The organism is Clostridium sp. Marseille-P2415 (genome assembly GCF_900155545.1).
In the GTDB taxonomy this organism is placed as follows: Bacteria; Bacillota; Clostridia; order Lachnospirales; family Lachnospiraceae; genus Lacrimispora.
On the sequence record NZ_LT732526.1, the window covers coordinates 450113 to 474701 of the forward strand.

20 protein-coding genes are annotated in these 24589 nt (G+C 44.7%); 17 read left to right on the top strand and 3 right to left on the bottom strand.

The window, feature by feature from the left end; genetic code table 11:
• The 7 genes from BQ9856_RS07025 to BQ9856_RS07055 form a co-directional block, all read left to right on the top strand.
• The coding region (locus BQ9856_RS07025) for an adenylyl-sulfate reductase subunit alpha (protein WP_139348768.1) at positions 1-1077 on the top strand (1077 nt) is incomplete at its 5' end.
• Positions 1061-1372, top strand: coding sequence for an indolepyruvate ferredoxin oxidoreductase subunit alpha (locus tag BQ9856_RS07030; RefSeq protein WP_077610396.1), 312 nt, complete (start codon positions 1061-1063; stop codon positions 1370-1372). The genes BQ9856_RS07025 and BQ9856_RS07030, both read left to right, overlap by 17 nt.
• Positions 1373-1385: 13 nt before the next feature.
• Positions 1386-2288: a sulfate adenylyltransferase subunit CysD gene (cysD, locus tag BQ9856_RS07035; RefSeq protein WP_077610397.1), complete on the top strand. Its 903-nt coding sequence runs from the start codon at positions 1386-1388 to the stop codon at positions 2286-2288.
• Entirely contained in the window at positions 2288-3979 is a 1692-nt protein-coding gene (locus BQ9856_RS07040) for a sulfate adenylyltransferase subunit 1 (RefSeq protein ID WP_077610398.1), read from the top strand. Before cysD ends, BQ9856_RS07040 begins: the two co-directional genes overlap by 1 nt.
• Positions 3980-4037: 58 nt before the next feature.
• Positions 4038-4583: a hydrolase gene (locus tag BQ9856_RS07045; protein WP_077610399.1), complete on the top strand. Its 546-nt coding sequence runs from the start codon at positions 4038-4040 to the stop codon at positions 4581-4583.
• Positions 4584-4810: 227 nt separating this feature from the next.
• Positions 4811-5374: an NADPH-dependent FMN reductase gene (locus BQ9856_RS07050; protein ID WP_077610400.1), complete on the top strand. Its 564-nt coding sequence runs from the start codon at positions 4811-4813 to the stop codon at positions 5372-5374.
• Positions 5375-5420: 46 nt separating this feature from the next.
• Positions 5421-6257 (top strand): pirin family protein, encoded by an 837-nt coding sequence (locus BQ9856_RS07055; protein ID WP_077610401.1) that lies wholly within the window; start codon positions 5421-5423, stop codon positions 6255-6257.
• A 994-nt stretch (positions 6258-7251) separates the two neighbouring features.
• Here the strand turns inward: BQ9856_RS07055 and BQ9856_RS07060 are convergent.
• The gene (locus BQ9856_RS07060; RefSeq protein ID WP_077610402.1) at positions 7252-7812 is read right to left on the bottom strand and encodes a tyrosine-type recombinase/integrase; all 561 of its coding nucleotides are present in this window, start codon (positions 7810-7812) and stop codon (positions 7252-7254) included.
• Positions 7813-8257: 445 nt separating this feature from the next.
• Here BQ9856_RS07060 and BQ9856_RS07065 point away from each other — a divergent pair, with 445 nt between their 5' ends.
• Positions 8258-9976, top strand: coding sequence for a methyl-accepting chemotaxis protein (locus BQ9856_RS07065; protein ID WP_442855575.1), 1719 nt, complete (start codon positions 8258-8260; stop codon positions 9974-9976).
• A 404-nt stretch (positions 9977-10380) separates the two neighbouring features.
• Here the strand turns inward: BQ9856_RS07065 and BQ9856_RS07070 are convergent, their stop codons facing one another.
• On the bottom strand, positions 10381-10941 hold the full coding sequence (locus tag BQ9856_RS07070; RefSeq protein ID WP_077610402.1) for a tyrosine-type recombinase/integrase: 561 nt from the start codon (positions 10939-10941) through the stop codon (positions 10381-10383).
• Positions 10942-11386: 445 nt separating this feature from the next.
• Between BQ9856_RS07070 and BQ9856_RS07075 the strand changes: the two genes are divergently transcribed.
• A complete protein-coding gene (locus BQ9856_RS07075; protein ID WP_442855576.1) occupies positions 11387-13114 on the top strand; it encodes a methyl-accepting chemotaxis protein in 1728 nt (575 codons plus the stop codon).
• Positions 13115-13890: 776 nt separating this feature from the next.
• Here the strand turns inward: BQ9856_RS07075 and BQ9856_RS07080 are convergent.
• A complete protein-coding gene (locus BQ9856_RS07080; protein WP_077610402.1) occupies positions 13891-14451 on the bottom strand; it encodes a tyrosine-type recombinase/integrase in 561 nt (186 codons plus the stop codon).
• Positions 14452-14716: 265 nt separating this feature from the next.
• Between BQ9856_RS07080 and BQ9856_RS07085 the strand changes: the two genes are divergently transcribed.
• The 8 genes from BQ9856_RS07085 to BQ9856_RS07120 all read left to right on the top strand — a co-directional run bounded on the left by BQ9856_RS07085 (position 14717) and on the right by BQ9856_RS07120 (position 24489).
• Positions 14717-16810: a methyl-accepting chemotaxis protein gene (locus BQ9856_RS07085; RefSeq protein WP_159441965.1), complete on the top strand. Its 2094-nt coding sequence runs from the start codon at positions 14717-14719 to the stop codon at positions 16808-16810.
• A gap of 521 nt (positions 16811-17331) precedes the next feature.
• Complete coding sequence (locus BQ9856_RS07090; protein WP_077610406.1) at positions 17332-19278, top strand: methyl-accepting chemotaxis protein; 1947 nt, start codon at positions 17332-17334, stop codon at positions 19276-19278.
• A gap of 378 nt (positions 19279-19656) precedes the next feature.
• Complete coding sequence (locus BQ9856_RS07095) at positions 19657-20337, top strand: amino acid ABC transporter permease (RefSeq protein ID WP_077610407.1); 681 nt, start codon at positions 19657-19659, stop codon at positions 20335-20337.
• Positions 20297-20974 carry an amino acid ABC transporter permease gene (locus BQ9856_RS07100; RefSeq protein WP_077610408.1) on the top strand — a complete coding sequence of 226 codons (678 nt, stop codon included), beginning with the start codon at positions 20297-20299 and terminating at the stop codon, positions 20972-20974. Before BQ9856_RS07095 ends, BQ9856_RS07100 begins: the two co-directional genes overlap by 41 nt.
• 5 nt (positions 20975-20979) lie before the next feature.
• Positions 20980-21732 carry an amino acid ABC transporter ATP-binding protein gene (locus BQ9856_RS07105; protein ID WP_077610409.1) on the top strand — a complete coding sequence of 251 codons (753 nt, stop codon included), beginning with the start codon at positions 20980-20982 and terminating at the stop codon, positions 21730-21732.
• A 27-nt stretch (positions 21733-21759) separates the two neighbouring features.
• Positions 21760-22629: a cysteine ABC transporter substrate-binding protein gene (locus BQ9856_RS07110; protein ID WP_077610410.1), complete on the top strand. Its 870-nt coding sequence runs from the start codon at positions 21760-21762 to the stop codon at positions 22627-22629.
• Between the two features lie 142 nt (positions 22630-22771).
• Positions 22772-23389, top strand: a complete 618-nt coding sequence (locus BQ9856_RS07115) for a TetR/AcrR family transcriptional regulator (protein ID WP_077610411.1) — start codon at positions 22772-22774, stop codon at positions 23387-23389.
• A 74-nt stretch (positions 23390-23463) separates the two neighbouring features.
• Positions 23464-24489 (top strand): helix-turn-helix transcriptional regulator, encoded by a 1026-nt coding sequence (locus BQ9856_RS07120; protein WP_235839169.1) that lies wholly within the window; start codon positions 23464-23466, stop codon positions 24487-24489.
• Positions 24490-24589 lie beyond the last annotated feature (100 nt).

A 24589-nucleotide genomic window follows, 5' to 3' on the forward strand; every position in this document is an offset into this window, starting at 1 on the left:
TTTTCCCGCCATAAGATGTGGTATCCGCCCTTTAATACGGGTGCAGGTTATGCTATGGGAATCCGGGCCGGAGCGGAGATGACCTCTTTTGAAATGCGTTTTATCGCACTCCGGTGCAAGGATACGATCGCTCCCACGGGAACCATCGCCCAGGGCGTACAGGCGAAGCAGATCAATTCTCATGGAGAAGTTTACGAAGACCGATACGGAATTACCACAAGTGAACGGGTCTATGGGACCGTAAAAGAGAATCAGAAGGGAAACGGCCCCTGCTATCTGCAGACCAGCTGCATCAGCAAAGAAAAAGATGAGGAACTTTTAAAGGCATATTTAAATATGGCGCCGAGCCAGACCTTAAAGTGGATAGAAAGCGGAAAAAATCCCAGCGAACAGGATGTGGAGATCGCGGGAACAGAACCGTATATCGTAGGCGGGCACACGGCCAGCGGTTACTGGGTGAATACGAAACGGGAAACCACCGTTCACGGTCTGTATGCGGCAGGAGATGTGGCAGGCGGCTGCCCCCAGAAATATGTGACCGGTGCTCTTGCAGAGGGGGAAATAGCGGCAGATGATATTATAAACAGAAACATAAAACATGTCACATCGGATGCCTGCATCCGGTATGCAAAGGAAAAAATAGATGAGTATGAGACGGTATTAAATCATTCCCGGGAGGTATTTACAGCAGAAGCACTGGAAGAGGCAATGCAGAAGGTGATGGATGAATATGCCGGCGGGATATCAGTGGGCTATCAGTTTAATGAGAAACAGTTAAAACTGGCAGACGGGAAAATCGGCCAGCTGATAAAGCTTGCGGATCATATGAGCGCCGGCGATATGCATGAGCTGATGTTCGTATATGAACTTAAGGAACGGCTTCTGGTATGCAGATCCGTAATCGCCCACTTGCTCCACAGGAAAGAAACCAGGTGGCATTCCTTTAATGAGAACCTTGATTATCCGGAGACAGATAAAAAGTATTTTGGATATGTAAACTCAAAGCTTGTAGATGGAAAGATCCGGATGAGTTTCAGAGATATCGTTAAGGAGGCAGAGTATGAGCATCAGGATTAACGAAAACAAATGCGTAGGCTGTTTGAAATGCATATCGGTATGTCCCGGAAGTCTGATCAAAGAAAGGGATGGCAAGGCATTTATCAAATACCCCAAGGACTGCTGGGGCTGCGTTTCCTGCGTGAAGGAATGCCGGGTATGCGCCATTGACTTTTATTTAGGGGCTGACATCGGAGGTAACGGCAGTAAGATGAATGTTTCCTATGAAGGAGATATTCTCCACTGGAATATTACAAAAAGCGACGGTACGGTCAAGGTTATTGATGTGAACCGAAAAAATTCAAATAAGTATTAGGAGAGAGAATATTATGAGTGAATTGTCCCATCTTGATGAACTGGAAGCAGAAGCGATCTACATCATACGTGAGGTCGTAGCGCAATGTGAAAAGCCGGTTATGCTGTATTCTATAGGGAAAGACAGTTCGGTCATGCTTCACCTTGCCTTAAAAGCATTTTACCCGGAAAAGCCGCCTTTTCCCTTCCTGCACGTGAACACGACCTGGAAATTCAAAGAAATGATCGAGTTCCGGGATAAAACAGCAAAGGAGCTTGGCATTGAACTGATCGAATACATAAACGAAGACGGAGTGGCGCGGGGGATCAATCCCTTTGATCACGGCTCTGCCTATACCGACATCATGAAGACCCAGGCATTAAAGCAGGCTTTAAATAAATACGGTTTTACGGCCGCATTTGGAGGCGGAAGAAGGGATGAAGAGAAGAGCCGGGCCAAGGAACGGATCTTTTCCTTCCGCAATGCCTCCCATGCCTGGGACCCGAAAAACCAGAGGCCGGAAATGTGGAAGCTTTACAATACGGAGATTTATAAAGGGGAGAGCATCCGGGTATTCCCGATTTCCAACTGGACGGAAAAAGATATCTGGCAGTATATCAGGCAGGAGAACATTCCCATCGTTCCGTTATACTTTGCAGCGGAGCGCCCGGTTGTTTACCGTGACAATGACATCATTATGGTAGATGACGGGCGCATGAGGCTGAAGCCGGGAGAGGTTCCTGAAATGAAAAAGGTCCGCTTCCGGACCCTGGGCTGTTATCCTCTGTCCGGAGGTGTCTTATCCGATGCAGAGACCCTGGATGAGATCATTGAAGAAACGTTAAGTTCGGTTGAATCAGAGAGAACGAGCCGGGTCATTGACAAAGACGGCGGTGCGGCCAGTATGGAAAAGAGAAAGAGAGAAGGGTATTTCTAATGAATGGATTGCTTAAATTTATTACGTGCGGCAGTGTGGATGACGGAAAGTCCACTTTGATCGGTCATATTCTGTACGACTCCAAACTTTTATACGCGGATCAGGAAAAAGCGCTGATTCTTGACAGCAAGGTAGGGTCCCGCGGCGGGGAGATCGATTACTCCCTTTTATTAGACGGCCTTATGGCAGAACGGGAGCAGGGGATCACCATAGACGTTGCCTACCGCTATTTTACAACCGACCGCCGGAGCTTTATTGTGGCGGATACGCCGGGACATGAAGAATATACGAGAAATATGGCGGTAGGAGCTTCCTTTGCCCAGTTAGCCATTATCCTGGTTGATGCAAAGCAGGGGGTACTGGTTCAGACAAAGCGCCACTCCAGAATCTGTTCCTTAATGGGGATCAGCCATTTCGTTTTTGCAGTCAATAAAATGGATCTGGTTGATTACAGCGAAGAACGGTTTCTGGAAATCGAGAAGGACATTCTTGCTCTGGCAGAAGAATTGTCTCTTAAGAATATTAAAATCATTCCGGTCAGCGCAACGGAAGGAGATAATGTAACGAAAAAGTCGGAAAACATCACCTGGTACAAGGGCGAAGCGCTTCTTTCCTATCTGGAACAGGCAGATGTTTCCGAGACAAATGCCGGCACCGGTTTTTATATGCCCATACAAAGGGTATGCCGTCCCAGCCATGAATTCCGCGGATTCCAGGGGCAGGCCGAGTCCGGAAAGGTAACCGTCGGACAGAAACTGGTCACGCTCCCAAGCAATGAAACCGCAACGGTGAAGAGCATCCTTGTGGGCGATAAGAATTCAGAAGAAGCGGTGGCAGGCCAGGCAGTCACCATCCAGCTTGACCGGGAAGTGGATGTAAGCCGCGGCTGCGTGCTTTCCGGCACCGGACGCCTGCCGGTCGGAAAGAGTATAAGAACGACACTCCTCTGGATGGATGACGAACCTTTGCAGGTGGGAAATGAATATCTTGTGAAGCTGGGAACCAAGATGATACCGGCTGTGGTAAAGAATGTCGCATATAAGATTGATGTGAATACCGGAAGGCATTTAACCGCCGGAAGTGTCACAAAAAATGAGATCATTTCCTGTGACATGGTATTTTCGGAGAAAATCGTAGTCGATGAATTTAAGAGGAATAAAACCCTTGGAGAATTGATCCTCATTGACCGTGTCAGCCATATGACTTCTGCATGCGGCGTTGTGGAGCGTGTAGAAGACGAAGAAGAAAGGCCTTATTTTGAAAAAGATGGGATCAGGGCGGGAGGATATATTTTCGAGGAGTTCTATTTTAACCTGGAGAATGCATTCCTGTCCAGACAAAAGACAAAAGAGACTACCTACCATGCAGGTGACCGTGTGCCGACGGAAGGAGACAGCTTCAAATATCCGGATTACTTTGATGTGATATCCATTGAGGATTCCGCGGCGGTCCTGATCCGCAACCGGGAAATTCAGGATATCATAAGCCTTGATGCTTATGAGTACAGCGGTCTGCCCATCCTTGATGAGAGAGGATTCGCTTTGAGGATCGGGACAAAAGCGGATTTTAATGATTTCTTAAATGAATTCAAGCTCCTGGAAAAAGAAAATAAAATAGCGTTCCATAACAAATGGTCAAAGTTCGAGACGTACCGCAGAATCGTTTGCAATGAAAACTTCTGGATGATATAATGAAACCAGGTGTTTCAATTGCCCGATAAAGGGAAGCCTGAAAGAATGGAGGACTAAGATGACAAGAGAAGAAGCGTGGAATCTGCTGACGGAATATAACCGGGATGAATTTCATCTGGAACACGCACAGATTGTGGAGCAGACCATGAGATATTTTGCCAGAAAGCTTGGTTATGGAGATGAAGAGGATTTCTGGGGCATAGTAGGGCTTTTGCATGATCTGGATTTTGAGCAGTTTCCGGATATGCATTGCATCAAAGAACAGGAGATCATGAGAGAACGGGGAGTGGATGAAAGAATCATTCACGCAGCAGCAAGCCATGGTTTTGCCATCACCGTTGACATAGAACCGGAACATGAGATGGAAAAGGTCCTGTATGCGGTTGACGAGCTGACCGGCCTGATCGGGGCCGCAGTCATCATGAGACCTTCTAAGAGCGTACAGGATCTGGAGCTAAAATCCGTTAAGAAAAAATATAAAACGAAAGGATTTGCTGCCGGCTGCTCAAGGGAAGTGATTCAAAGAGGTGCGGATATGCTGGGCTGGACATTGGATGACCTGATAGAACAGACCATTGAGGCGCTTAAAACATTCCGGGATTAGCTGATCCCGGAATGTTTTTTAGCAGGTGGTACGTTCTTACAGGATACTTGACAGGCGCTTGATGCAATCATTATAATGTTTCTCAAAGAGCGGTGAGAGCCAGTGCATTCCTTTTGATGGCGGAATTAAACTTGAATTTTAATCCGGCGGCATTTATCCGGCAGGGATATCCGGACAAACGCTTCCGGCTGATTAAAATAATATAAAAGAAGATGGGAGATGTTATAATGAGTACTAAGAATATTGGTATTATTGTGGGAAGCCTGCGGAGAGGTTCGTATTGCCGGGCTGTAGCAAAGGCGGCGGCTTCCCTGGCACCTGCGGAGCTTTCCATGCGTTTTATAGAAATCGGCGATTTACAGATGTTCAATCAGGATTTTGACGATGATGGCAATACGCCTGAATCCTGGGTTAAGTTCCGCAGCGAAATTAAGACGTTGGATGGGTTTCTGTTTGTTACTCCCGAATACAACCGTTCCGTACCGGCTGTACTGAAGAATGCATTAGATATCGGTTCCAGACCCTACGGCAGCAATGCCTGGGATGGGAAAGCGGGCGGCATCATCAGCGTCACTCCCGGAAGTCTTGGAGCCTTTGGTGCAAATCAACAACTGCGCCAGCCTATGATGTTCTTAAATATTTTACTGCTGCAGCAGCCGGAAGCCTATATCAGCAATGTAGCTTCCCTGTTGAATGAGAGCGGAGAACTGACAGATGAGAAGACGCTTGGTTACTTAAAAAAATTCATGGAGGCATTCTCCAATTGGGTAAGCACGGTTTCCGGCTCCTGATGGTTTACACGCTCCGCCATTTGAAATCCTGTCAGGAGGAATTATAATGAAGAAACGAAAAATAATAAAGCAGATTCGGGGACAGAGAGCCGTAGATGGCGCCGGAGTCCGGATGGTCCGGGTGCTTGGATACGATGATGTGGAAGATTTTGATCCGTTTTTGATGCTGGATTCGTTTGACTCAACGGATCCTGCGGACTATGTGGCAGGGTTTCCGATGCATCCTCACAGAGGAATTGAAACGGTCACCTATCTGATTTCCGGACGGATCGATCATGAAGACAGTCTTGGCAGCAAGGGCACCATCCATTCCGGGGAATGCCAGTGGATGACGGCAGGAAGCGGCATTTTGCATCAGGAGATGCCAAAAGAATCCGGGCGCATGCTGGGCCTTCAGCTTTGGCTGAACCTGCCGAAAGAGGAAAAGATGTCGGCACCCAATTATCTGGCTATTACAAAGGACATGGTGGCATGGACCCAAAACGGCAATGCGCAGGTCGGGGTGCTGTCGGGACGTTTTGGCTATGCAGAAGGGATAACGCCGAAGCATATACCGGTGAGCATATATGACGTCATTCTTCCGAAAGGGGAAGAGATTACGATTCCTACGCCGGCGGACGAAAGTGTCTTTATCTTCCTGATTGAGGGAGATGGAGTAATGGAAGACCGGACAATTCCTGCAAAAACGGCCGTCCTGTTTGGGGAAGGTGATTCCATTACCGTATCCGCACCGCAGGAATCGGATCTTCGGTTTGTTTTCTTTTCAGGAAAGGCTCTGCATGAGCCTATCGCATGGGGAGGACCCATTGTGATGAACACTCAGGATGAATTATCTCTTGCCTTTGAAGAACTAAGCAAAGGAACATTCATTAAGCATAAATAAGTGAATCAGGGATTGAAAGCCATGCCGGTGCGGCTGGCCGGAATAAGCAGCATAAAATACCGCAGTTCCCTTTGTTCGGGACTGCGGGAAGGCTGCTTTTTCATTCTTTTATCTGTGTACAAAAGCAATAACTCATATTTTCTTAAATTCATTTCAACAATCAGCTTTTCAGGCATATTCCAATTATTTTTCTATATTCCCATAGAGATTCCCAATAAAGCACGGAAATAAGTTCCTCACCTTTATAGAGTACTGGATGGATAGTGCTGGTGGTCTGCAAAAGAGTATGAACCATGAAAAAAGGCAACATAACCATTGCAGCCTGCTGCCGGGAAAAGTAATTGCACATTAAAATGGGATATGTTACCATAGTGACATGAAACAATCGTGTCACTGCAAGGGCGTTGGCCTTCCATCATTACATAGATGGGAGGTGATGTGGATGAAGTACGACTTTAAAGACTTTATGGCTTTTGGTACATTCATTTTAGCATTGCTTACCTTTATTTTTTATAATTGTAAGCAGCCTTTTTCTATAAAGTCTTAGAAATGGGCATAGAAAAACCACCCTTGTAAACTTTGGCGAGTGAAAAGGATGGAGTTTCTATTCTGAGTATTTGGCCAACCCCTTGTATTGGGGCGGTTGTTTCTTTAATATTATTCTAATACATATTTACTGTATTTGCAAGTGAAAGTGATGTCATTTTAGTAACACTATGATACTAAAATGATACTACTATTTTTAGCAAGGACAGCAAGACAAGCGATCGTCCTTATTTTTTCAACGGAATTACAAATAAATTCAATGCTTTCACGATGGACAATCGGAAATTTTAATGGAATATTTTGCCAATAAAAAGCAACATAATAGGTATTTTGTTGCTTTTGGATGTACAACTTACTTGATAATAGCATTTTCGCGAAAGCAAGTCAACAATTACGGCGTTTTTTGTCTAAACATCGGGATAGAACGAATATATTGTCGGGATAGATACTATAATTGCACAATGGAATACAGCTCGTCCTTTTGATCCTGGTTGATTCCGATATAACGTAATGTTACAGAAGAAGAGCCATGATTAAAGGTATCCATGATGAGCCCGATGTTGTATTTGGATATCTTATAAGTCCAATAACCCCATGTTTTTCTAAGCGTATGGGTACCAATGTTTTCGATGCCCAATGCATCTCCTGCTTCCTTTAATTTTTTGTACACATGAATTCGTCCCAGGTATCCCCCCTTTTGACTAAAAAACAGATAATCTCCATATGTCAGCCTCTGTTCTTTCACATAACTGTTCAGGCACTTTCGAAGGGTATCATTTAGCTTGATGCGCTTTTCTTTGGCTGTTTTTTGTTCCCGCACAGTTAAGTGCTCCCGAAATACGCCTTTATCCGTGTAAATATCAGAAACCCGGAGCGGCAGCAGGTCGCTGATTCGAAGGCCGGTGTTGATACCGAACTTAAAGATCAGGCCATATTTGGGGTGAATGCCGTTTAAATAATGATATAATTGCTTGATTTTTGCCTTATTGCGGATTGGTTCAACGGTCATAGCTTTGCTCTCCTATAAAAGAAACTTTTTGTAATTATAATATACAAAAAGTTTCGACAAAAATACATATAAATTTTTTGATTTTCTAAAAAAAGCAAAAAAATATCTTATAAGATAAGGAACAAAAAAATATAAAAAAGCAACAAAATACCTAATTTGTTGCTTTTGATATGCCGAATGGCTTCGGACTGGAATGCAGAGTAGAAAGAACTGCATCTGCAATGAATGGTGCTCTGTGAATTTAATCATATTGGAGGAAATGAAAATGAATGATGGGAAAATAGTACGCCCGGAAAAGCAGCTAAAAGAACTGAAAAACAGACTGGCAGGTCAGACATCAATTAAGAAAAAACTTCTGACCGGTATTATCGGTTTGGCAGTTACCATAACGGTATTCTGCGGAATCGCAAATGCCATTATCTTATACAAAGATGCCAGAAATAATATGAATACCCGCCTGATTGAGAATAGAAACGCATATTGTTCTTCCGTTGAAAATGCCATTGAAATATTCCGGACCAGGGTAGAAGCAATCGCTCAAAATACAGCTATCACAGATACGGGCAGATCCCAGGAGGAAAGAAAAAAGATTTTATCCCAGCTTGCCGAACAAAACGGGTTTGCAGATCTGGCTGTGACCGATTCGAGCGGAAAGTCAACCAGCGGAGCAGATGTCAGTGAGCGGGAGTACTTTAAACAATCCATGTCAGGAAGTACCTACATATCCTCTACCTTAGTAAGCTCCGTTACCGGAAACACCATTTTGATTGTTTCTGCACCGGTTAATAACGGAGGATACAGCGGAATTGTTTATGCAACATTGGACAGCGATACATTCAGCGCGATGATTGATGCTGTAGAGATAGGAAAATCCGGATATGGCTTTATCGTAGATAAAGATGGTAAATTCATTGCCCATCGGGACCGGACAAACGTCATGGATCAGGTGAATTACATTGAGAAGGCCAAAGAGGACCGTTCTTACTCCCATTTGGCGGATCTGATCCAGAATATGATTTCAGGGACCACCGGTATGAAGACCATAGAATTCAAGGGGGAACAGCAGGTTGTCAGCTATATGGGCATTCCGGATACAGACGGCTGGTCCATCGGAGTCACGGCCAAAACTTCCGAAATGCTTAATAGTCTTTACGTATCCATTGGCATTACCTCAGTGATGGCTGTACTGTTTGTTCTTTTTTCCATTTTCATTGCGTTTCGGATTTCCGGGCCGATCGTAAATCCTATCGTTGCTCTGGTACGCAGGATCGAGGCCCTTGCAGAAGGCGACCTGCATTCTGAGGTGCCGCAGGTACAGTCTGAGGATGAGATCGGCAAGTTGTCTAAATCCTTTACAAGCACGGTAAATACGTTAAATGACTATATCCGGGAAATTTCATTTATTCTGAACAGTCTGGAACAGGGGAATTGTACGGTTGAAACCAGGCAGAATTATACCGGTGACTTTATTCAGATCAGGGATTCTTTAAATAAGATCATTCTTAATTTAAACGCGGTATTTACCAATATCCGGGGAGCGTCCAATCAGGTCGCCAGCGGTGCAGACCAGGTTTCCAGCGCTTCCCAGGCCCTGGCTTCCGGTGCTGCAGAGCAGGCATCAACGGTAGAGGAACTCAATGCTTCCATCGCCGGTGTGGCACAGCAGGCGGAGCAGAATGTCAGCAATGTCCGGAAAGCCACCGAGCATGTTGCGCAGGCGGACTCCGGAATAAAGGAAAGCAACGAGCGCATGCAGAACTTAAATGCTGCCATGGGAGAAATCAGTGAGTCTTCAGAAAAAATATCTTACATAACAAAAGTTATTGAAGATATCGCATTTCAAACCAATATTCTTGCTCTCAATGCCGCCATTGAAGCTGCCCGTGCCGGAAGTGTGGGAAAAGGTTTTGCGGTGGTTGCCGATGAGGTGCGCAATCTGGCTGCCAAATCTGCCGAAGCTGCAAAACAGACAGCCGAGTTGATCGAACACTCGGTGGAAACGGTTCTGAAAGGAGAGAGGCTTGCGGATGAAACCGCACAGATTCTCATGGAGGTGGCTGAAAGAGCAAGACTTGCGGATCAGTCCATAAAGAAGATTGATGAAGCTTCCTCTGATCAGGCGCAGTCCATTGAACAGATCAACCAGGGGTTATTTCAGGNGTGAAAAGGATGGAGTTTCTATTCTGAGTATTTGGCCAACCCCTTGTATTGGGGCGGTTGTTTCTTTAATATTATTCTAATACATATTTACTGTATTTGCAAGTGAAAGTGATGTCATTTTAGTAACACTATGATACTAAAATGATACTACTATTTTTAGCAAGGACAGCAAGACAAGCGATCGTCCTTATTTTTTCAACGGAATTACAAATAAATTCAATGCTTTCACGATGGACAATCGGAAATTTTAATGGAATATTTTGCCAATAAAAAGCAACATAATAGGTATTTTGTTGCTTTTGGATGTACAACTTACTTGATAATAGCATTTTCGCGAAAGCAAGTCAACAATTACGGCGTTTTTTGTCTAAACATCGGGATAGAACGAATATATTGTCGGGATAGATACTATAATTGCACAATGGAATACAGCTCGTCCTTTTGATCCTGGTTGATTCCGATATAACGTAATGTTACAGAAGAAGAGCCATGATTAAAGGTATCCATGATGAGCCCGATGTTGTATTTGGATATCTTATAAGTCCAATAACCCCATGTTTTTCTAAGCGTATGGGTACCAATGTTTTCGATGCCCAATGCATCTCCTGCTTCCTTTAATTTTTTGTACACATGAATTCGTCCCAGGTATCCCCCCTTTTGACTAAAAAACAGATAATCTCCATATGTCAGCCTCTGTTCTTTCACATAACTGTTCAGGCACTTTCGAAGGGTATCATTTAGCTTGATGCGCTTTTCTTTGGCTGTTTTTTGTTCCCGCACAGTTAAGTGCTCCCGAAATACGCCTTTATCCGTGTAAATATCAGAAACCCGGAGCGGCAGCAGGTCGCTGATTCGAAGGCCGGTGTTGATACCGAACTTAAAGATCAGGCCATATTTGGGGTGAATGCCGTTTAAATAATGATATAATTGCTTGATTTTTGCCTTATTGCGGATTGGTTCAACGGTCATAGCTTTGCTCTCCTATAAAAGAAACTTTTTGTAATTATAATATACAAAAAGTTTCGACAAAAATACATATAAATTTTTTGATTTTCTAAAAAAAGCAAAAAAATATCTTATAAGATAAGGAACAAAAAAATATAAAAAAGCAACAAAATACCTAATTTGTTGCTTTTGATATGCCGAATGGCTTCGGACTGGAATGCAGAGTAGAAAGAACTGCATCTGCAATGAATGGTGCTCTGTGAATTTAATCATATTGGAGGAAATGAAAATGAATGATGGGAAAATAGTACGCCCGGAAAAGCAGCTAAAAGAACTGAAAAACAGACTGGCAGGTCAGACATCAATTAAGAAAAAACTTCTGACCGGTATTATCGGTTTGGCAGTTACCATAACGGTATTCTGCGGAATCGCAAATGCCATTATCTTATACAAAGATGCCAGAAATAATATGAATACCCGCCTGATTGAGAATAGAAACGCATATTGTTCTTCCGTTGAAAATGCCATTGAAATATTCCGGACCAGGGTAGAAGCAATCGCTCAAAATACAGCTATCACAGATACGGGCAGATCCCAGGAGGAAAGAAAAAAGATTTTATCCCAGCTTGCCGAACAAAACGGGTTTGCAGATCTGGCTGTGACCGATTCGAGCGGAAAGTCAACCAGCGGAGCAGATGTCAGTGAGCGGGAGTACTTTAAACAATCCATGTCAGGAAGTACCTACATATCCTCTACCTTAGTAAGCTCCGTTACCGGAAACACCATTTTGATTGTTTCTGCACCGGTTAATAACGGAGGATACAGCGGAATTGTTTATGCAACATTGGACAGCGATACATTCAGCGCGATGATTGATGCTGTAGAGATAGGAAAATCCGGATATGGCTTTATCGTAGATAAAGATGGTAAATTCATTGCCCATCGGGACCGGACAAACGTCATGGATCAGGTGAATTACATTGAGAAGGCCAAAGAGGACCGTTCTTACTCCCATTTGGCGGATCTGATCCAGAATATGATTTCAGGGACCACCGGTATGAAGACCATAGAATTCAAGGGGGAACAGCAGGTTGTCAGCTATATGGGCATTCCGGATACAGACGGCTGGTCCATCGGAGTCACGGCCAAAACTTCCGAAATGCTTAATAGTCTTTACGTATCCATTGGCATTACCTCAGTGATGGCTGTACTGTTTGTTCTTTTTTCCATTTTCATTGCGTTTCGGATTTCCGGGCCGATCGTAAATCCTATCGTTGCTCTGGTACGCAGGATCGAGGCCCTTGCAGAAGGCGACCTGCATTCTGAGGTGCCGCAGGTACAGTCTGAGGATGAGATCGGCAAGTTGTCTAAATCCTTTACAAGCACGGTAAATACGTTAAATGACTATATCCGGGAAATTTCATTTATTCTGAACAGTCTGGAACAGGGGAATTGTACGGTTGAAACCAGGCAGAATTATACCGGTGACTTTATTCAGATCAGGGATTCTTTAAATAAGATCATTCTTAATTTAAACGCGGTATTTACCAATATCCGGGGAGCGTCCAATCAGGTCGCCAGCGGTGCAGACCAGGTTTCCAGCGCTTCCCAGGCCCTGGCTTCCGGTGCTGCAGAGCAGGCATCAACGGTAGAGGAACTCAATGCTTCCATCGCCGGTGTGGCACAGCAGGCGGAGCAGAATGTCAGCAATGTCCGGAAAGCCACCGAGCATGTTGCGCAGGCGGACTCCGGAATAAAGGAAAGCAACGAGCGCATGCAGAACTTAAATGCTGCCATGGGAGAAATCAGTGAGTCTTCAGAAAAAATATCTTACATAACAAAAGTTATTGAAGATATCGCATTTCAAACCAATATTCTTGCTCTCAATGCCGCCATTGAAGCTGCCCGTGCCGGAAGTGTGGGAAAAGGTTTTGCGGTGGTTGCCGATGAGGTGCGCAATCTGGCTGCCAAATCTGCCGAAGCTGCAAAACAGACAGCCGAGTTGATCGAACACTCGGTGGAAACGGTTCTGAAAGGAGAGAGGCTTGCGGATGAAACCGCACAGATTCTCATGGAGGTGGCTGAAAGAGCAAGACTTGCGGATCAGTCCATAAAGAAGATTGATGAAGCTTCCTCTGATCAGGCGCAGTCCATTGAACAGATCAACCAGGGGTTATTTCAGGNAGATTCCCAATAAAGCACGGAAATAAGTTCCTCACCTTTATAGAGTACTGGATGGATAGTGCTGGTGGTCTGCAAAAGAGTATGAACCATGAAAAAAGGCAACATAACCATTGCAGCCTGCTGCCGGGAAAAGTAATTGCACATTAAAATGGGATATGTTACCATAGTGACATGAAACAATCGTGTCACTGCAAGGGCGTTGGCCTTCCATCATTACATAGATGGGAGGTGATGTGGATGAAGTACGACTTTAAAGACTTTATGGCTTTTGGTACATTCATTTTAGCATTGCTTACCTTTATTTTTTATAATTGTAAGCAGCCTTTTTCTATAAAGTCTTAGAAATGGGCATAGAAAAACCACCCTTGTAAACTTTGGCGAGTGAAAAGGATGGAGTTTCTATTCTGAGTATTTGGCCAACCCCTTGTATTGGGGCGGTTGTTTCTTTAATATTATTCTAATACATATTTACTGTATTTGCAAGTGAAAGTGATGTCATTTTAGTAACACTATGATACTAAAATGATACTACTATTTTTAGCAAGGACAGCAAGACAAGCGATCGTCCTTATTTTTTCAACGGAATTACAAATAAATTCAATGCTTTCACGATGGACAATCGGAAATTTTAATGGAATATTTTGCCAATAAAAAGCAACATAATAGGTATTTTGTTGCTTTTGGATGTACAACTTACTTGATAATAGCATTTTCGCGAAAGCAAGTCAACAATTACGGCGTTTTTTGTCTAAACATCGGGATAGAACGAATATATTGTCGGGATAGATACTATAATTGCACAATGGAATACAGCTCGTCCTTTTGATCCTGGTTGATTCCGATATAACGTAATGTTACAGAAGAAGAGCCATGATTAAAGGTATCCATGATGAGCCCGATGTTGTATTTGGATATCTTATAAGTCCAATAACCCCATGTTTTTCTAAGCGTATGGGTACCAATGTTTTCGATGCCCAATGCATCTCCTGCTTCCTTTAATTTTTTGTACACATGAATTCGTCCCAGGTATCCCCCCTTTTGACTAAAAAACAGATAATCTCCATATGTCAGCCTCTGTTCTTTCACATAACTGTTCAGGCACTTTCGAAGGGTATCATTTAGCTTGATGCGCTTTTCTTTGGCTGTTTTTTGTTCCCGCACAGTTAAGTGCTCCCGAAATACGCCTTTATCCGTGTAAATATCAGAAACCCGGAGCGGCAGCAGGTCGCTGATTCGAAGGCCGGTGTTGATACCGAACTTAAAGATCAGGCCATATTTGGGGTGAATGCCGTTTAAATAATGATATAATTGCTTGATTTTTGCCTTATTGCGGATTGGTTCAACGGTCATAGCTTTGCTCTCCTATAAAAGAAACTTTTTGTAATTATAATATACAAAAAGTTTCGACAAAAATACATATAAATTTTTTGATTTTCTAAAAAAAGCAAAAAAATATCTTATAAGATAAGGAACAAAAAAATATAAAAAAGCAACAAAATACCTAATTTGTTGCTTTTGATATGCCGAATGGCTTCGGACTGGAATGCAGAGTAGAAAGAACTGCATCTGCAATGAATGGTGCTCTGTGAATTTAATCATATTGGAGGAAATGAAAATGAATGATGGGAAAATAGTACGCCCGGAAAAGCAGCTAAAAGAACTGAAAAACAGACTGGCAGGTCAGACATCAATTAAGAAAAAACTTCTGACCGGTATTATCGGTTTGGCAGTTACCATAACGGTATTCTGCGGAATCGCAAATGCCATTATCTTATACAAAGATGCCAGAAATAATATGAATACCCGCCTGATTGAGAATAGAAACGCATATTGTTCTTCCGTTGAAAATGCCATTGAAATATTCCGGACCAGGGTAGAAGCAATCGCTCAAAATACAGCTATCACAGATACGGGCAGATCCCAGGAGGAAAGAAAAAAGATTTTATCCCAGCTTGCCGAACAAAACGGGTTTGCAGATCTGGCTGTGACCGATTCGAGCGGAAAGTCAACCAGCGGAGCAGATGTCAGTGAGCGGGAGTACTTTAAACAATCCATGTCAGGAAGTACCTACATATCCTCTACCTTAGTAAGCTCCGTTACCGGAAACACCATTTTGATTGTTTCTGCACCGGTTAATAACGGAGGATACAGCGGAATTGTTTATGCAACATTGGACAGCGATACATTCAGCGCGATGATTGATGCTGTAGAGATAGGAAAATCCGGATATGGCTTTATCGTAGATAAAGATGGTAAATTCATTGCCCATCGGGACCGGACAAACGTCATGGATCAGGTGAATTACATTGAGAAGGCCAAAGAGGACCGTTCTTACTCCCATTTGGCGGATCTGATCCAGAATATGATTTCAGGGACCACCGGTATGAAGACCATAGAATTCAAGGGGGAACAGCAGGTTGTCAGCTATATGGGCATTCCGGATACAGACGGCTGGTCCATCGGAGTCACGGCCAAAACTTCCGAAATGCTTAATAGTCTTTACGTATCCATTGGCATTACCTCAGTGATGGCTGTACTGTTTGTTCTTTTTTCCATTTTCATTGCGTTTCGGATTTCCGGGCCGATCGTAAATCCTATCGTTGCTCTGGTACGCAGGATCGAGGCCCTTGCAGAAGGCGACCTGCATTCTGAGGTGCCGCAGGTACAGTCTGAGGATGAGATCGGCAAGTTGTCTAAATCCTTTACAAGCACGGTAAATACGTTAAATGACTATATCCGGGAAATTTCATTTATTCTGAACAGTCTGGAACAGGGGAATTGTACGGTTGAAACCAGGCAGAATTATACCGGTGACTTTATTCAGATCAGGGATTCTTTAAATAAGATCATTCTTAATTTAAACGCGGTATTTACCAATATCCGGGGAGCGTCCAATCAGGTCGCCAGCGGTGCAGACCAGGTTTCCAGCGCTTCCCAGGCCCTGGCTTCCGGTGCTGCAGAGCAGGCATCAACGGTAGAGGAACTCAATGCTTCCATCGCCGGTGTGGCACAGCAGGCGGAGCAGAATGTCAGCAATGTCCGGAAAGCCACCGAGCATGTTGCGCAGGCGGACTCCGGAATAAAGGAAAGCAACGAGCGCATGCAGAACTTAAATGCTGCCATGGGAGAAATCAGTGAGTCTTCAGAAAAAATATCTTACATAACAAAAGTTATTGAAGATATCGCATTTCAAACCAATATTCTTGCTCTCAATGCCGCCATTGAAGCTGCCCGTGCCGGAAGTGTGGGAAAAGGTTTTGCGGTGGTTGCCGATGAGGTGCGCAATCTGGCTGCCAAATCTGCCGAAGCTGCAAAACAGACAGCCGAGTTGATCGAACACTCGGTGGAAACGGTTCTGAAAGGAGAGAGGCTTGCGGATGAAACCGCACAGATTCTCATGGAGGTGGCTGAAAGAGCAAGACTTGCGGATCAGTCCATAAAGAAGATTGATGAAGCTTCCTCTGATCAGGCGCAGTCCATTGAACAGATCAACCAGGGGTTATTTCAGGTATCGGCGGTGGTACAGACCAATGCCGCCACAGCAGAAGAAAGCTCTGCCTCCAGTGAGGAGCTTGCCGCCCAGGCTCAGGCACTGCAGCAGGAAGTTAATAAGTTTAAGCTGAAGGAGGAGACTGCTGTACCCGGTCCGGAGGACAATTACGAATCCTTTGCCTCTCATGCAGTTTCCGGCGAATCAGGAAAATATTAAGTTAAATAAGGGATTCCCGTAAAAGCGTAAAGGCCATACATGAAATTGAAGCAGCCTCTTCCGGGCAGGCGAATGCCATCGAAGAGATCAATCAGGGCCTGGCACAGGCCCTGCAGCATGAGGCCGGAAAATTCAGGCTGCAAAATGAAAAAGATTTATATTAAGGAAAGGATCATGATAAATTTTCAGGTTGAACTCTGCTCAAGAAATAGTTATACTTAAGCAATGCGAGGTCAGCCCCATAATATATGGATTGAGCCGTGCAGGACGTTGGAGGATACATTGCCAATGTCCTGCTTTTTAGCAAATCATGCATGATTGCCTGTTTCCATAATTTATGCTATAATAATTATGGTATAATAATGACTCGTAGAATCAGAAACTAAAGTACGATAGTTTATGATACTATAATTCAAAAGATACTGTGTTTGAATTTCCATATACTTAAGAGAAATGCCTGTGACGAAATATTCAATCCCCGGGATTTTTCGAAATTACAATTTTGAGGAGGCACAAGAAACATGAAATATTTAAAAAACAAGCTTTTACTTTTTATCTCCCTGCTGCTGATTTTTACAGTTATATTCTTAACGGCCATTACTTCGGTTCTTTATTACCGAAGTTCCATGGATGAGGCCAAAAAGAATTCGTCTTATCTGGCGGCGGCATATGAACAGGGAATCGATTCGGTGTTAAATATTTACCGCAGGGAATTAAAGGTAACTGCATCAAAGAGTTTCCTGACGGATGGGAAAACATCGGGTTCCGAACAAAAGCGTCTGCTGGAAGAGGAAGCGGAAGCTTCAGGGTTTCATTACATAACAGTGGCGGATGCACAGGGAACCAATGATAAGGGCGACAATATCGCAGATCAGGACTTTTTTAAGGAAGCTCAAAAAGGAGCGGTTTATATCTCGGATCCGTTTTTAAATGAAGAACAGGAACTGACTTTTTACATAGCAGCTCCGATCGCTGACACCGGAAAGGTCCTGTATGGATCTCTTCCATATGAAGCCATCAGCGCTGAACTGACAAAAATCAAGATCGGTGAGAGCGGATATGCATTTGTTATTAACAAGAATGGTATTACTGTCATTCATCCGAGCGAAGACAATGTATCCAATCCAAAAAATTATTTTGAACTGGCAAAACAGGATCCATCCTATGCTCCTACGGCTAAGATTTTCAAGGAAATGATTTCCGGTAAAACCGGGACAGGCTTCAGCTATTACAACGGTCAGCGCCGTCTGGTGGGATATGTTCCCTTAAACGGACCGGAAGGCTGGTCGGTTGCCGTAACCACGCCTTTGACGCAGATAGAGGGAAATCTGCGCTATACGCTGATGATGTGTGTGATCGCAGGGCTCGTCCTGCTTTTATCAGCCATTGCTGTCACCCGTGTATTCTCTCAAAGGATTACCAAACCGATTGTCGGCGCAACACAAAGGATCGAACGGCTGGCCCGGGGAGATCTTGAGGAGGACATTGAGCCGGTAAAGGGAAAAGACGAAAGTGCACGGCTTATTATAGCTCTGCAAAACACGATCCATGGACTTAAGTCCTATATCGTGGATATTTCAAATGTACTGAGCGCCGTGGCCGCCAGAGATTTAACAATAAAAAGCTCCGTACAGTATCAGGGCGATTTTGTTCCGATTCAGACAGCCCTGGAACAGATCCTGAATTCCCTAAACAGTACCCTGTGGAATATCGTACAGGCGACGGACCAGGTACGTGCAAGCTCCGCACAGGTTGCGCTCGGCGGACAGAATCTGGCTGAGAATTCGGCGGAACAGGCGGCTACCACAGAGAGCCTGACCCATTCTCTGGAAGTGGTATCTCATCACATTCAGGACAACGCAGAGCACTCCCTTTCCATGAAGAAAATGACGGAATCAGCTCTTTTGGAAACCCGGCATGGAGATGAGGAAATGCAGAGACTTCAGCAGTCCATGGCGAGCATTGACACTTCCTCCAAACAGATTCAGAGCATCATCCACATTATTGATGATATTGCTTTCCAGACCAATATTCTGGCATTAAATGCAGCGGTAGAGGCGGCTCGTGCCGGTGAGGCAGGAAAAGGCTTTTCCGTTGTAGCGGATGAAGTCCGGGAGCTGGCTTCTAAAAGTGCGGATGCTGCGAAGCAGACCACGGACCTGATCCACAGCACCATTCAGTCCGTAGCACAGGGAAAGCAGAATACGGAGCAGACTGCCGGTGCGTTTAAAAAGATCGTAGAACAGACCAATTCCATTAATACGCTGGTTTCAAAGATATCCGAATCGTTGAAGAGCCAGGCGAATAGCGTTTCCGAACTGGAAGACGGGATGCAGAAGATTTCCATGGTCACCCAGGCGAACTCGGCCACAGCGGAAGAAAGTGCGGCAACCAGCGAAGAACTTTTAAGCCAGATGCAGGCGTTAAAAGAAATGGTTATGGAGTTCCATTTAACAGAGTCAGTCTAAAGAACGGTATGGAAGTATCTGGATAAGGGAAAACTTTATAAAAAAACGATTGACAAATAAGTAATGCAACAGTATAGTAAACATATATGTTTAGTATGAATAAGGGAAGGAGAGAAGGATATGAAAACGGGCTGCATGCGGGACATGGATCATAGGATGAATTGTTGTAGCTGTAGATGTTTTATCAGAAGAGATATAGTTTGTCTGCGAGCGCGTTTGGGTATCTGATTTCCGGTTTTTATCTTGTAACACAGAGAAAATAAATGGAAGGAAGCAGGTATGTGCGTATGCCTGCTTTCTTTTGCTTTTATGATACAAAAAGGGAGGAAGGTTAACAGATGTTTCAGATAAGAGAGAAAACGGAGGGAGAGAAGAGCCATGGATTTTGAGTTTATCCGTTCCTATGTGCCGCTGTATGCAGAGGCGGCGGGTATGACGCTTCGGATATCCTTTCTGGGGATTCTGCTTGCCGCAGCCATCGGTCTTTTGTGCAGCCTGGTTAAGGTTTTTAAAATACCGGTGCTTAAGAATTTTGTAAATGGCTACATAGAGGTGTCCAGAAATACACCTCTTTTGATCCAGCTGTTCTTTTTATATTTTGGCCTTCCTAAAATAGGGCTTGTTTTAAGCTCTGAAAGCTGTGCTGTGACCGGGCTGGCTTTTTTAGGAGGAAGCTACATGGCGGAAGCATTCCGCACGGGAATCGATCAGGTACCGGCCATCCAGTCGGAATCAGGTCTCAGCCTGGGGCTTACAAAGGGGCAGGTATTCCGGTATATCATACTCCCGCAGGCGGTTGCCACATCGGTCCCGGTATTTTGTGCCAACATCATATTTCTTGTTAAGGAAACATCGGTGTTCAGTGCGGTAGCTCTGGCTGATTTGATGTTTGTGGCAAAGGATCTGATCGGAATTTACTATAAAACAGATGAGGCTCTTTTTATGCTTGTAATAGCCTATCTTATTATTTTACTTCCGATATCCTTACTCTGTACCTGGATAGAAAGGAGGGTCCGCTATGCAGAATTTGGGAATTCGGATACTGTTCGAGGGAAATAATTTCCTCCGGCTGTGCGCCGGGCTGTGGGTATCCCTCCGGATTGCGGTCCTGTCCATGGTTTTATCCGCCGGGCTTGGAATACTCCTCGGCATGGTGATGACCAGCAGGAAAAAAACGGTCCGGTTTTTCTGCCGTCTCTATCTGGAGACAGTCCGGATCATGCCGCAGCTGGTATTGTTGTTTCTCGTTTATTTCGGGGCGGCAAAGCATTTGAATGTCAATCTTTCCGGAGGAACCGCCGCGGTCATTGTATTTACCTTTTGGGGAACGGCGGAGATGGGGGATCTGGTGCGAAGTGCACTGGAATCCATACCCGCTCATCAGTATCAGAGCGGTTTCGGACTGGGGATGACAAGGCTTAAAGTCTACCGGTATATTATCATTCCACAGACCGTCCGAAGGCTGCTCCCGTCGGTCATGAACCTTTTGACGAGAATGATCAAGACCACATCCCTTGTTGTTTTGATCGGTGTGATCGAAGTGGTTAAGGTCGGGAAACAGATCATTGATGCATCCAGGTATACCGTTCCTGACGCGGCACTTTGGGTGTACGGGGTGATTTTCATCCTGTACTTTGCAATCTGTTACCCGTTTTCCAGGGCCGCTGCCCTGTTGGATAAAAAATTAAAGGATTGAGAAAAATGAGACAGGAAGAGATTTTAAAGACAGAGAATCTTAGGAAGTCCTATGAAAACGGCCAGCCGGTTTTAAAGGATATTTCCTTTACACTGAAAAAAGGAGAGGTCGTGGTGGTGGTAGGGCCTTCCGGCTGCGGGAAGAGCACCTTTCTGCGATGTCTCAACATGCTGGAGCCCATTGACTCCGGGACGGTTCAGTTTAAGGACCGGATCATTGACAGGAGCAAACGGGATGTCCATGAAATAAGACAGAAGATCGGCATGGTATTCCAGAGCTATGATCTGTTCCCCCATAAGACCATTCTGGGGAATATCCTGTTAGCTCCCTTAAAAGTACAGAAACGGGATAAGAAAGAAGCGGAAAAGGAAGCAGAACAGCTTCTGACCCGGGTGGGACTTCTGGATAAAAAGGATTCTTACCCCAGGCAGCTGTCCGGGGGACAAAAGCAAAGGGTGGCCATTGTACGGGCGCTTATCATGCATCCGGAAATTCTTTTATTAGATGAAATCACGGCAGCCCTGGACCCGGAGATGGTACGGGAGGTTTTACAGGTAGTGCTGGAGCTGGCAAAAGACGGAATGACCATGGTCATCGTTACCCATGAAATGGAATTTGCCAAAGCAGTGGCGGACCGCGTCCTGTTCATGGACCAGGGCGTAGTTGTGGAAGAGGGCCGGCCGGAAGAGTTTTTCAATTCTCCCCGGACAGACCGGGCGAAACAGTTTTTAAATACGTTTCATTATGAGGCGTTATAAAATAAAAATGAAATGGAGGATATCATTATGAAAAAAAGATTATTGGGTGCATTATTAGGCATTGCCATGGCAACAGGTCTTTTGGCAGGCTGCGGCCAGGCCGGGGATAACGGAGGAAGCACAGGAGGGGCCGCTGCCAAGGCAAGAACCCTGTCTGAGATCAAGGAAGCCGGAACCATCAAGATCGGCGTGTTCAGTGACAAAAATCCATTTGGATATGTAGATTCCAACGGAAAGATCCAGGGCTATGATGTTTATTTTGCAAAGCGTCTGGCTAAGGACTTATTCGGAAGCGAGGATAAGGTTGAATTCGTATACGTAGACGCTGCCAGCCGCGTGGAATATTTAAAGTCCGCAAAAGTGGATGTGATCCTGGCTAATTTCACTGTTACAGACGAGAGGAAGGAACAGGTGGATTTTGCACTTCCTTATATGAAGGTCGCTCTGGGCGTCGTATCTCCGGATGCCAGTCTGATCTCCGATGTGGGGGATTTAAAGGATGGGACTCTGATCGTGGTAAAGGGAACCACAGCAGAAACCTATTTTTCCGAAAATCATCCGGAAATCAAGCTGTTAAAGTTTGATGAATATCAGGAAGCCTATGATGCGCTGCTGGATGGAAGAGGGGATGCGTTCTCTACCGATAACACAGAGGTACTTGCATGGGCGCTTCAAAACAAGGGCTTTACGGTAGGAATCGAATCCATCGGAAATCTGGACACCATCGCTCCGGCCGTGCAGAAAGGAAACAAAGAGCTTCAGGATTGGATTAACAGTGAGATCGAGACCCTTGGCAAGGAGCAGTTCTTCCATAAGGATTTTGAGGAAACCTTAAAGCCGGTCTATGGAGACCAGATCGATCCGGAAAATCTGGTTGTGGAAGGCGGCCAGGTTTAAGGGACAGGGATTTGAGAATAAATATCACCAGGCAGTTAAAAAGGCTTAATGAGAAAAATAGCCGGCAGGGCGTCTTGACGTCCTGCTTTTTTCATCCCATAATAACATCGTTATATAACGGTGTTACAGGAAGGGAGAAGAAATGAGTGCTCAGGTAAATGACACACGTCTGGCCATTCTGGAGGCGGGCAGGAAAGAATTTCTGGAATATGGCTATGAAGGGGCTTCCTTAAGAAGGATCGCCAGGGAGGCCTCTGTGACAACAGGAGCCATTTATGGGTATTTTCCGGGTAAGGAGGCGCTGTTTGATGCATTGACCGGGGAGGCGGCGGATGGGCTTTTGGAAAGGTACAGACAGATTCATGATGAATTTGCCGGACTTTCTCCCGGCCAGCAGGCGGATTCCCTGGAGAGCATCACCGATGAATCCGTTCCGTGGATGATCAACTACATTTATGACCGTTTTGACGGATTCAAGCTGTTATTTTGTAAGAGCAGCGCGGGGATATGTGACAGCTATTTCAGCCGGCTGGCTCAGATAGAAGAGAAATCCAGCTGGGATTTTATTAGAGCCATGAAGGAATTGGGGCATGAGGTGCCGGATATGGACAGCACATTGATCCACATCCTGTCCCGCTCCTTTTTTCAGCAGATTCTGGAGTTTGTGGCCCATGACGTTCCGAGAGAAAAGGCACTTTCCTATGCGCTGGTGCTGGGGAGGTTTCAGCATGCCGGGTGGAAGAAAATCATGGGGCTTTGATGCTAAATTGGCAAGCTGTTATATTGCCTGGTGAGAAAAGCTTTCAGGGTATGGGTACGTATGAGAGAAAGGAAATGGTAATAATGGATGGCGTTGTGATGAGAAACAGGATTTATAATCCGAATAAAATGGATTGTCCGGTCAGCAGCATGTTTAACAATTTATATGGAGCCGATTCGTTTCAGAGCGAGCAGCAAATTCCAGAGGGGATCGGAAAGGGATATGGAAAAAGATATATTCTGGGCCCATTCATGGAGATATTTATTTCAGATACAACCTTTTATGAGAATTTGACCATACGGGAGGAGATACATGTTTCTCCCCATTATGGTCTGGCTTTTTGCCTGAAAGATCCGCTCCACTGGAGGATGGATGACAGCAGGAAAGAGTACTTGATCGGCTGTGAGGAGAGTTACATATTCAATGGATTATCCGGAAACACTTCCTGCACTTATTATGCAGATAAGCGTTTTTTCGGTATCAGCCTCCTGTATAATCCGGAAGTGATCGGTGACCTGATCGCTTGTATGGGCAATAAAACTGTGGCACAGAAATGCAACGAAAATATGTTTTATGTGAAAAAGCTTTCTCCCAATATCCGTTTGATCCTGAATGAGATGATTTGCTGCCAATACTGCGGGGATGTTAAGAAAATCTACCTGGAGGGAAAAGCGCTGGAGCTACTTGCAGTGTACCTGGATGAACTTGTATTTGAAAATGGGAGGTCCGATACCCTTCTAAAGCTTTCGCCGGCTGACATGGAGGCCCTTTATCATGCCCGTAGGATTTTGGATGAAAACATTGTATTGGCTCCGACGATCGGGCAGCTTTCAAGGCTCACCTGCCTTAATGAATATAAGCTGAAAGCCGGATTCAGGAAAGTGTTTGGCATGCCTGTGCACAGCTATATTATCGACAAGCGGCTGGAACTGGCACGGTTTCTTATGGCGGAGCAGAGGCTGGGGGTGACGGAAACAGCCTTGCTGGTCGGATACAGCAATACAAATTATTTTACTGAAAAATTTAAATCCAAATATGGCATCAAGCCTTCCGAATACAGAAAATTACAGAAACCAGGCTTTGCACGAAATCCTTTTTGAGTGAATATTAGTCCTTTTTGGAACATGTGCCTGGATCAAATATAAGGTATAATGGCAGTTGTTGGTTAGTCTTATCTAACTGTATTGCTTTTAGTGAGAG

What these genes read in the sequence shown, in the direction of transcription:
- BQ9856_RS07030 (WP_077610396.1), top strand. Translation starts at nt 1,061, where the DNA reads ATGAGCATCAGGATTAACGAAAACAAATGCGTAGGCTGTTTGAAATGC.
- cysD (WP_077610397.1), top strand. Translation starts at nt 1,386, where the DNA reads ATGAGTGAATTGTCCCATCTTGATGAACTGGAAGCAGAAGCGATCTAC.
- BQ9856_RS07040 (WP_077610398.1), top strand. Translation starts at nt 2,288, where the DNA reads ATGAATGGATTGCTTAAATTTATTACGTGCGGCAGTGTGGATGACGGA.
- BQ9856_RS07045 (WP_077610399.1), top strand. Translation starts at nt 4,038, where the DNA reads ATGACAAGAGAAGAAGCGTGGAATCTGCTGACGGAATATAACCGGGAT.
- BQ9856_RS07050 (WP_077610400.1), top strand. Translation starts at nt 4,811, where the DNA reads ATGAGTACTAAGAATATTGGTATTATTGTGGGAAGCCTGCGGAGAGGT.
- BQ9856_RS07055 (WP_077610401.1), top strand. Translation starts at nt 5,421, where the DNA reads ATGAAGAAACGAAAAATAATAAAGCAGATTCGGGGACAGAGAGCCGTA.
- BQ9856_RS07060 (WP_077610402.1), bottom strand. Translation starts at nt 7,812, where the DNA reads ATGACCGTTGAACCAATCCGCAATAAGGCAAAAATCAAGCAATTATAT.
- BQ9856_RS07070 (WP_077610402.1), bottom strand. Translation starts at nt 10,941, where the DNA reads ATGACCGTTGAACCAATCCGCAATAAGGCAAAAATCAAGCAATTATAT.
- BQ9856_RS07080 (WP_077610402.1), bottom strand. Translation starts at nt 14,451, where the DNA reads ATGACCGTTGAACCAATCCGCAATAAGGCAAAAATCAAGCAATTATAT.
- BQ9856_RS07085 (WP_159441965.1), top strand. Translation starts at nt 14,717, where the DNA reads ATGAATGATGGGAAAATAGTACGCCCGGAAAAGCAGCTAAAAGAACTG.
- BQ9856_RS07090 (WP_077610406.1), top strand. Translation starts at nt 17,332, where the DNA reads ATGAAATATTTAAAAAACAAGCTTTTACTTTTTATCTCCCTGCTGCTG.
- BQ9856_RS07095 (WP_077610407.1), top strand. Translation starts at nt 19,657, where the DNA reads ATGGATTTTGAGTTTATCCGTTCCTATGTGCCGCTGTATGCAGAGGCG.
- BQ9856_RS07100 (WP_077610408.1), top strand. Translation starts at nt 20,297, where the DNA reads ATGCAGAATTTGGGAATTCGGATACTGTTCGAGGGAAATAATTTCCTC.
- BQ9856_RS07105 (WP_077610409.1), top strand. Translation starts at nt 20,980, where the DNA reads ATGAGACAGGAAGAGATTTTAAAGACAGAGAATCTTAGGAAGTCCTAT.
- BQ9856_RS07110 (WP_077610410.1), top strand. Translation starts at nt 21,760, where the DNA reads ATGAAAAAAAGATTATTGGGTGCATTATTAGGCATTGCCATGGCAACA.
- BQ9856_RS07115 (WP_077610411.1), top strand. Translation starts at nt 22,772, where the DNA reads ATGAGTGCTCAGGTAAATGACACACGTCTGGCCATTCTGGAGGCGGGC.
- BQ9856_RS07120 (WP_235839169.1), top strand. Translation starts at nt 23,464, where the DNA reads ATGGTAATAATGGATGGCGTTGTGATGAGAAACAGGATTTATAATCCG.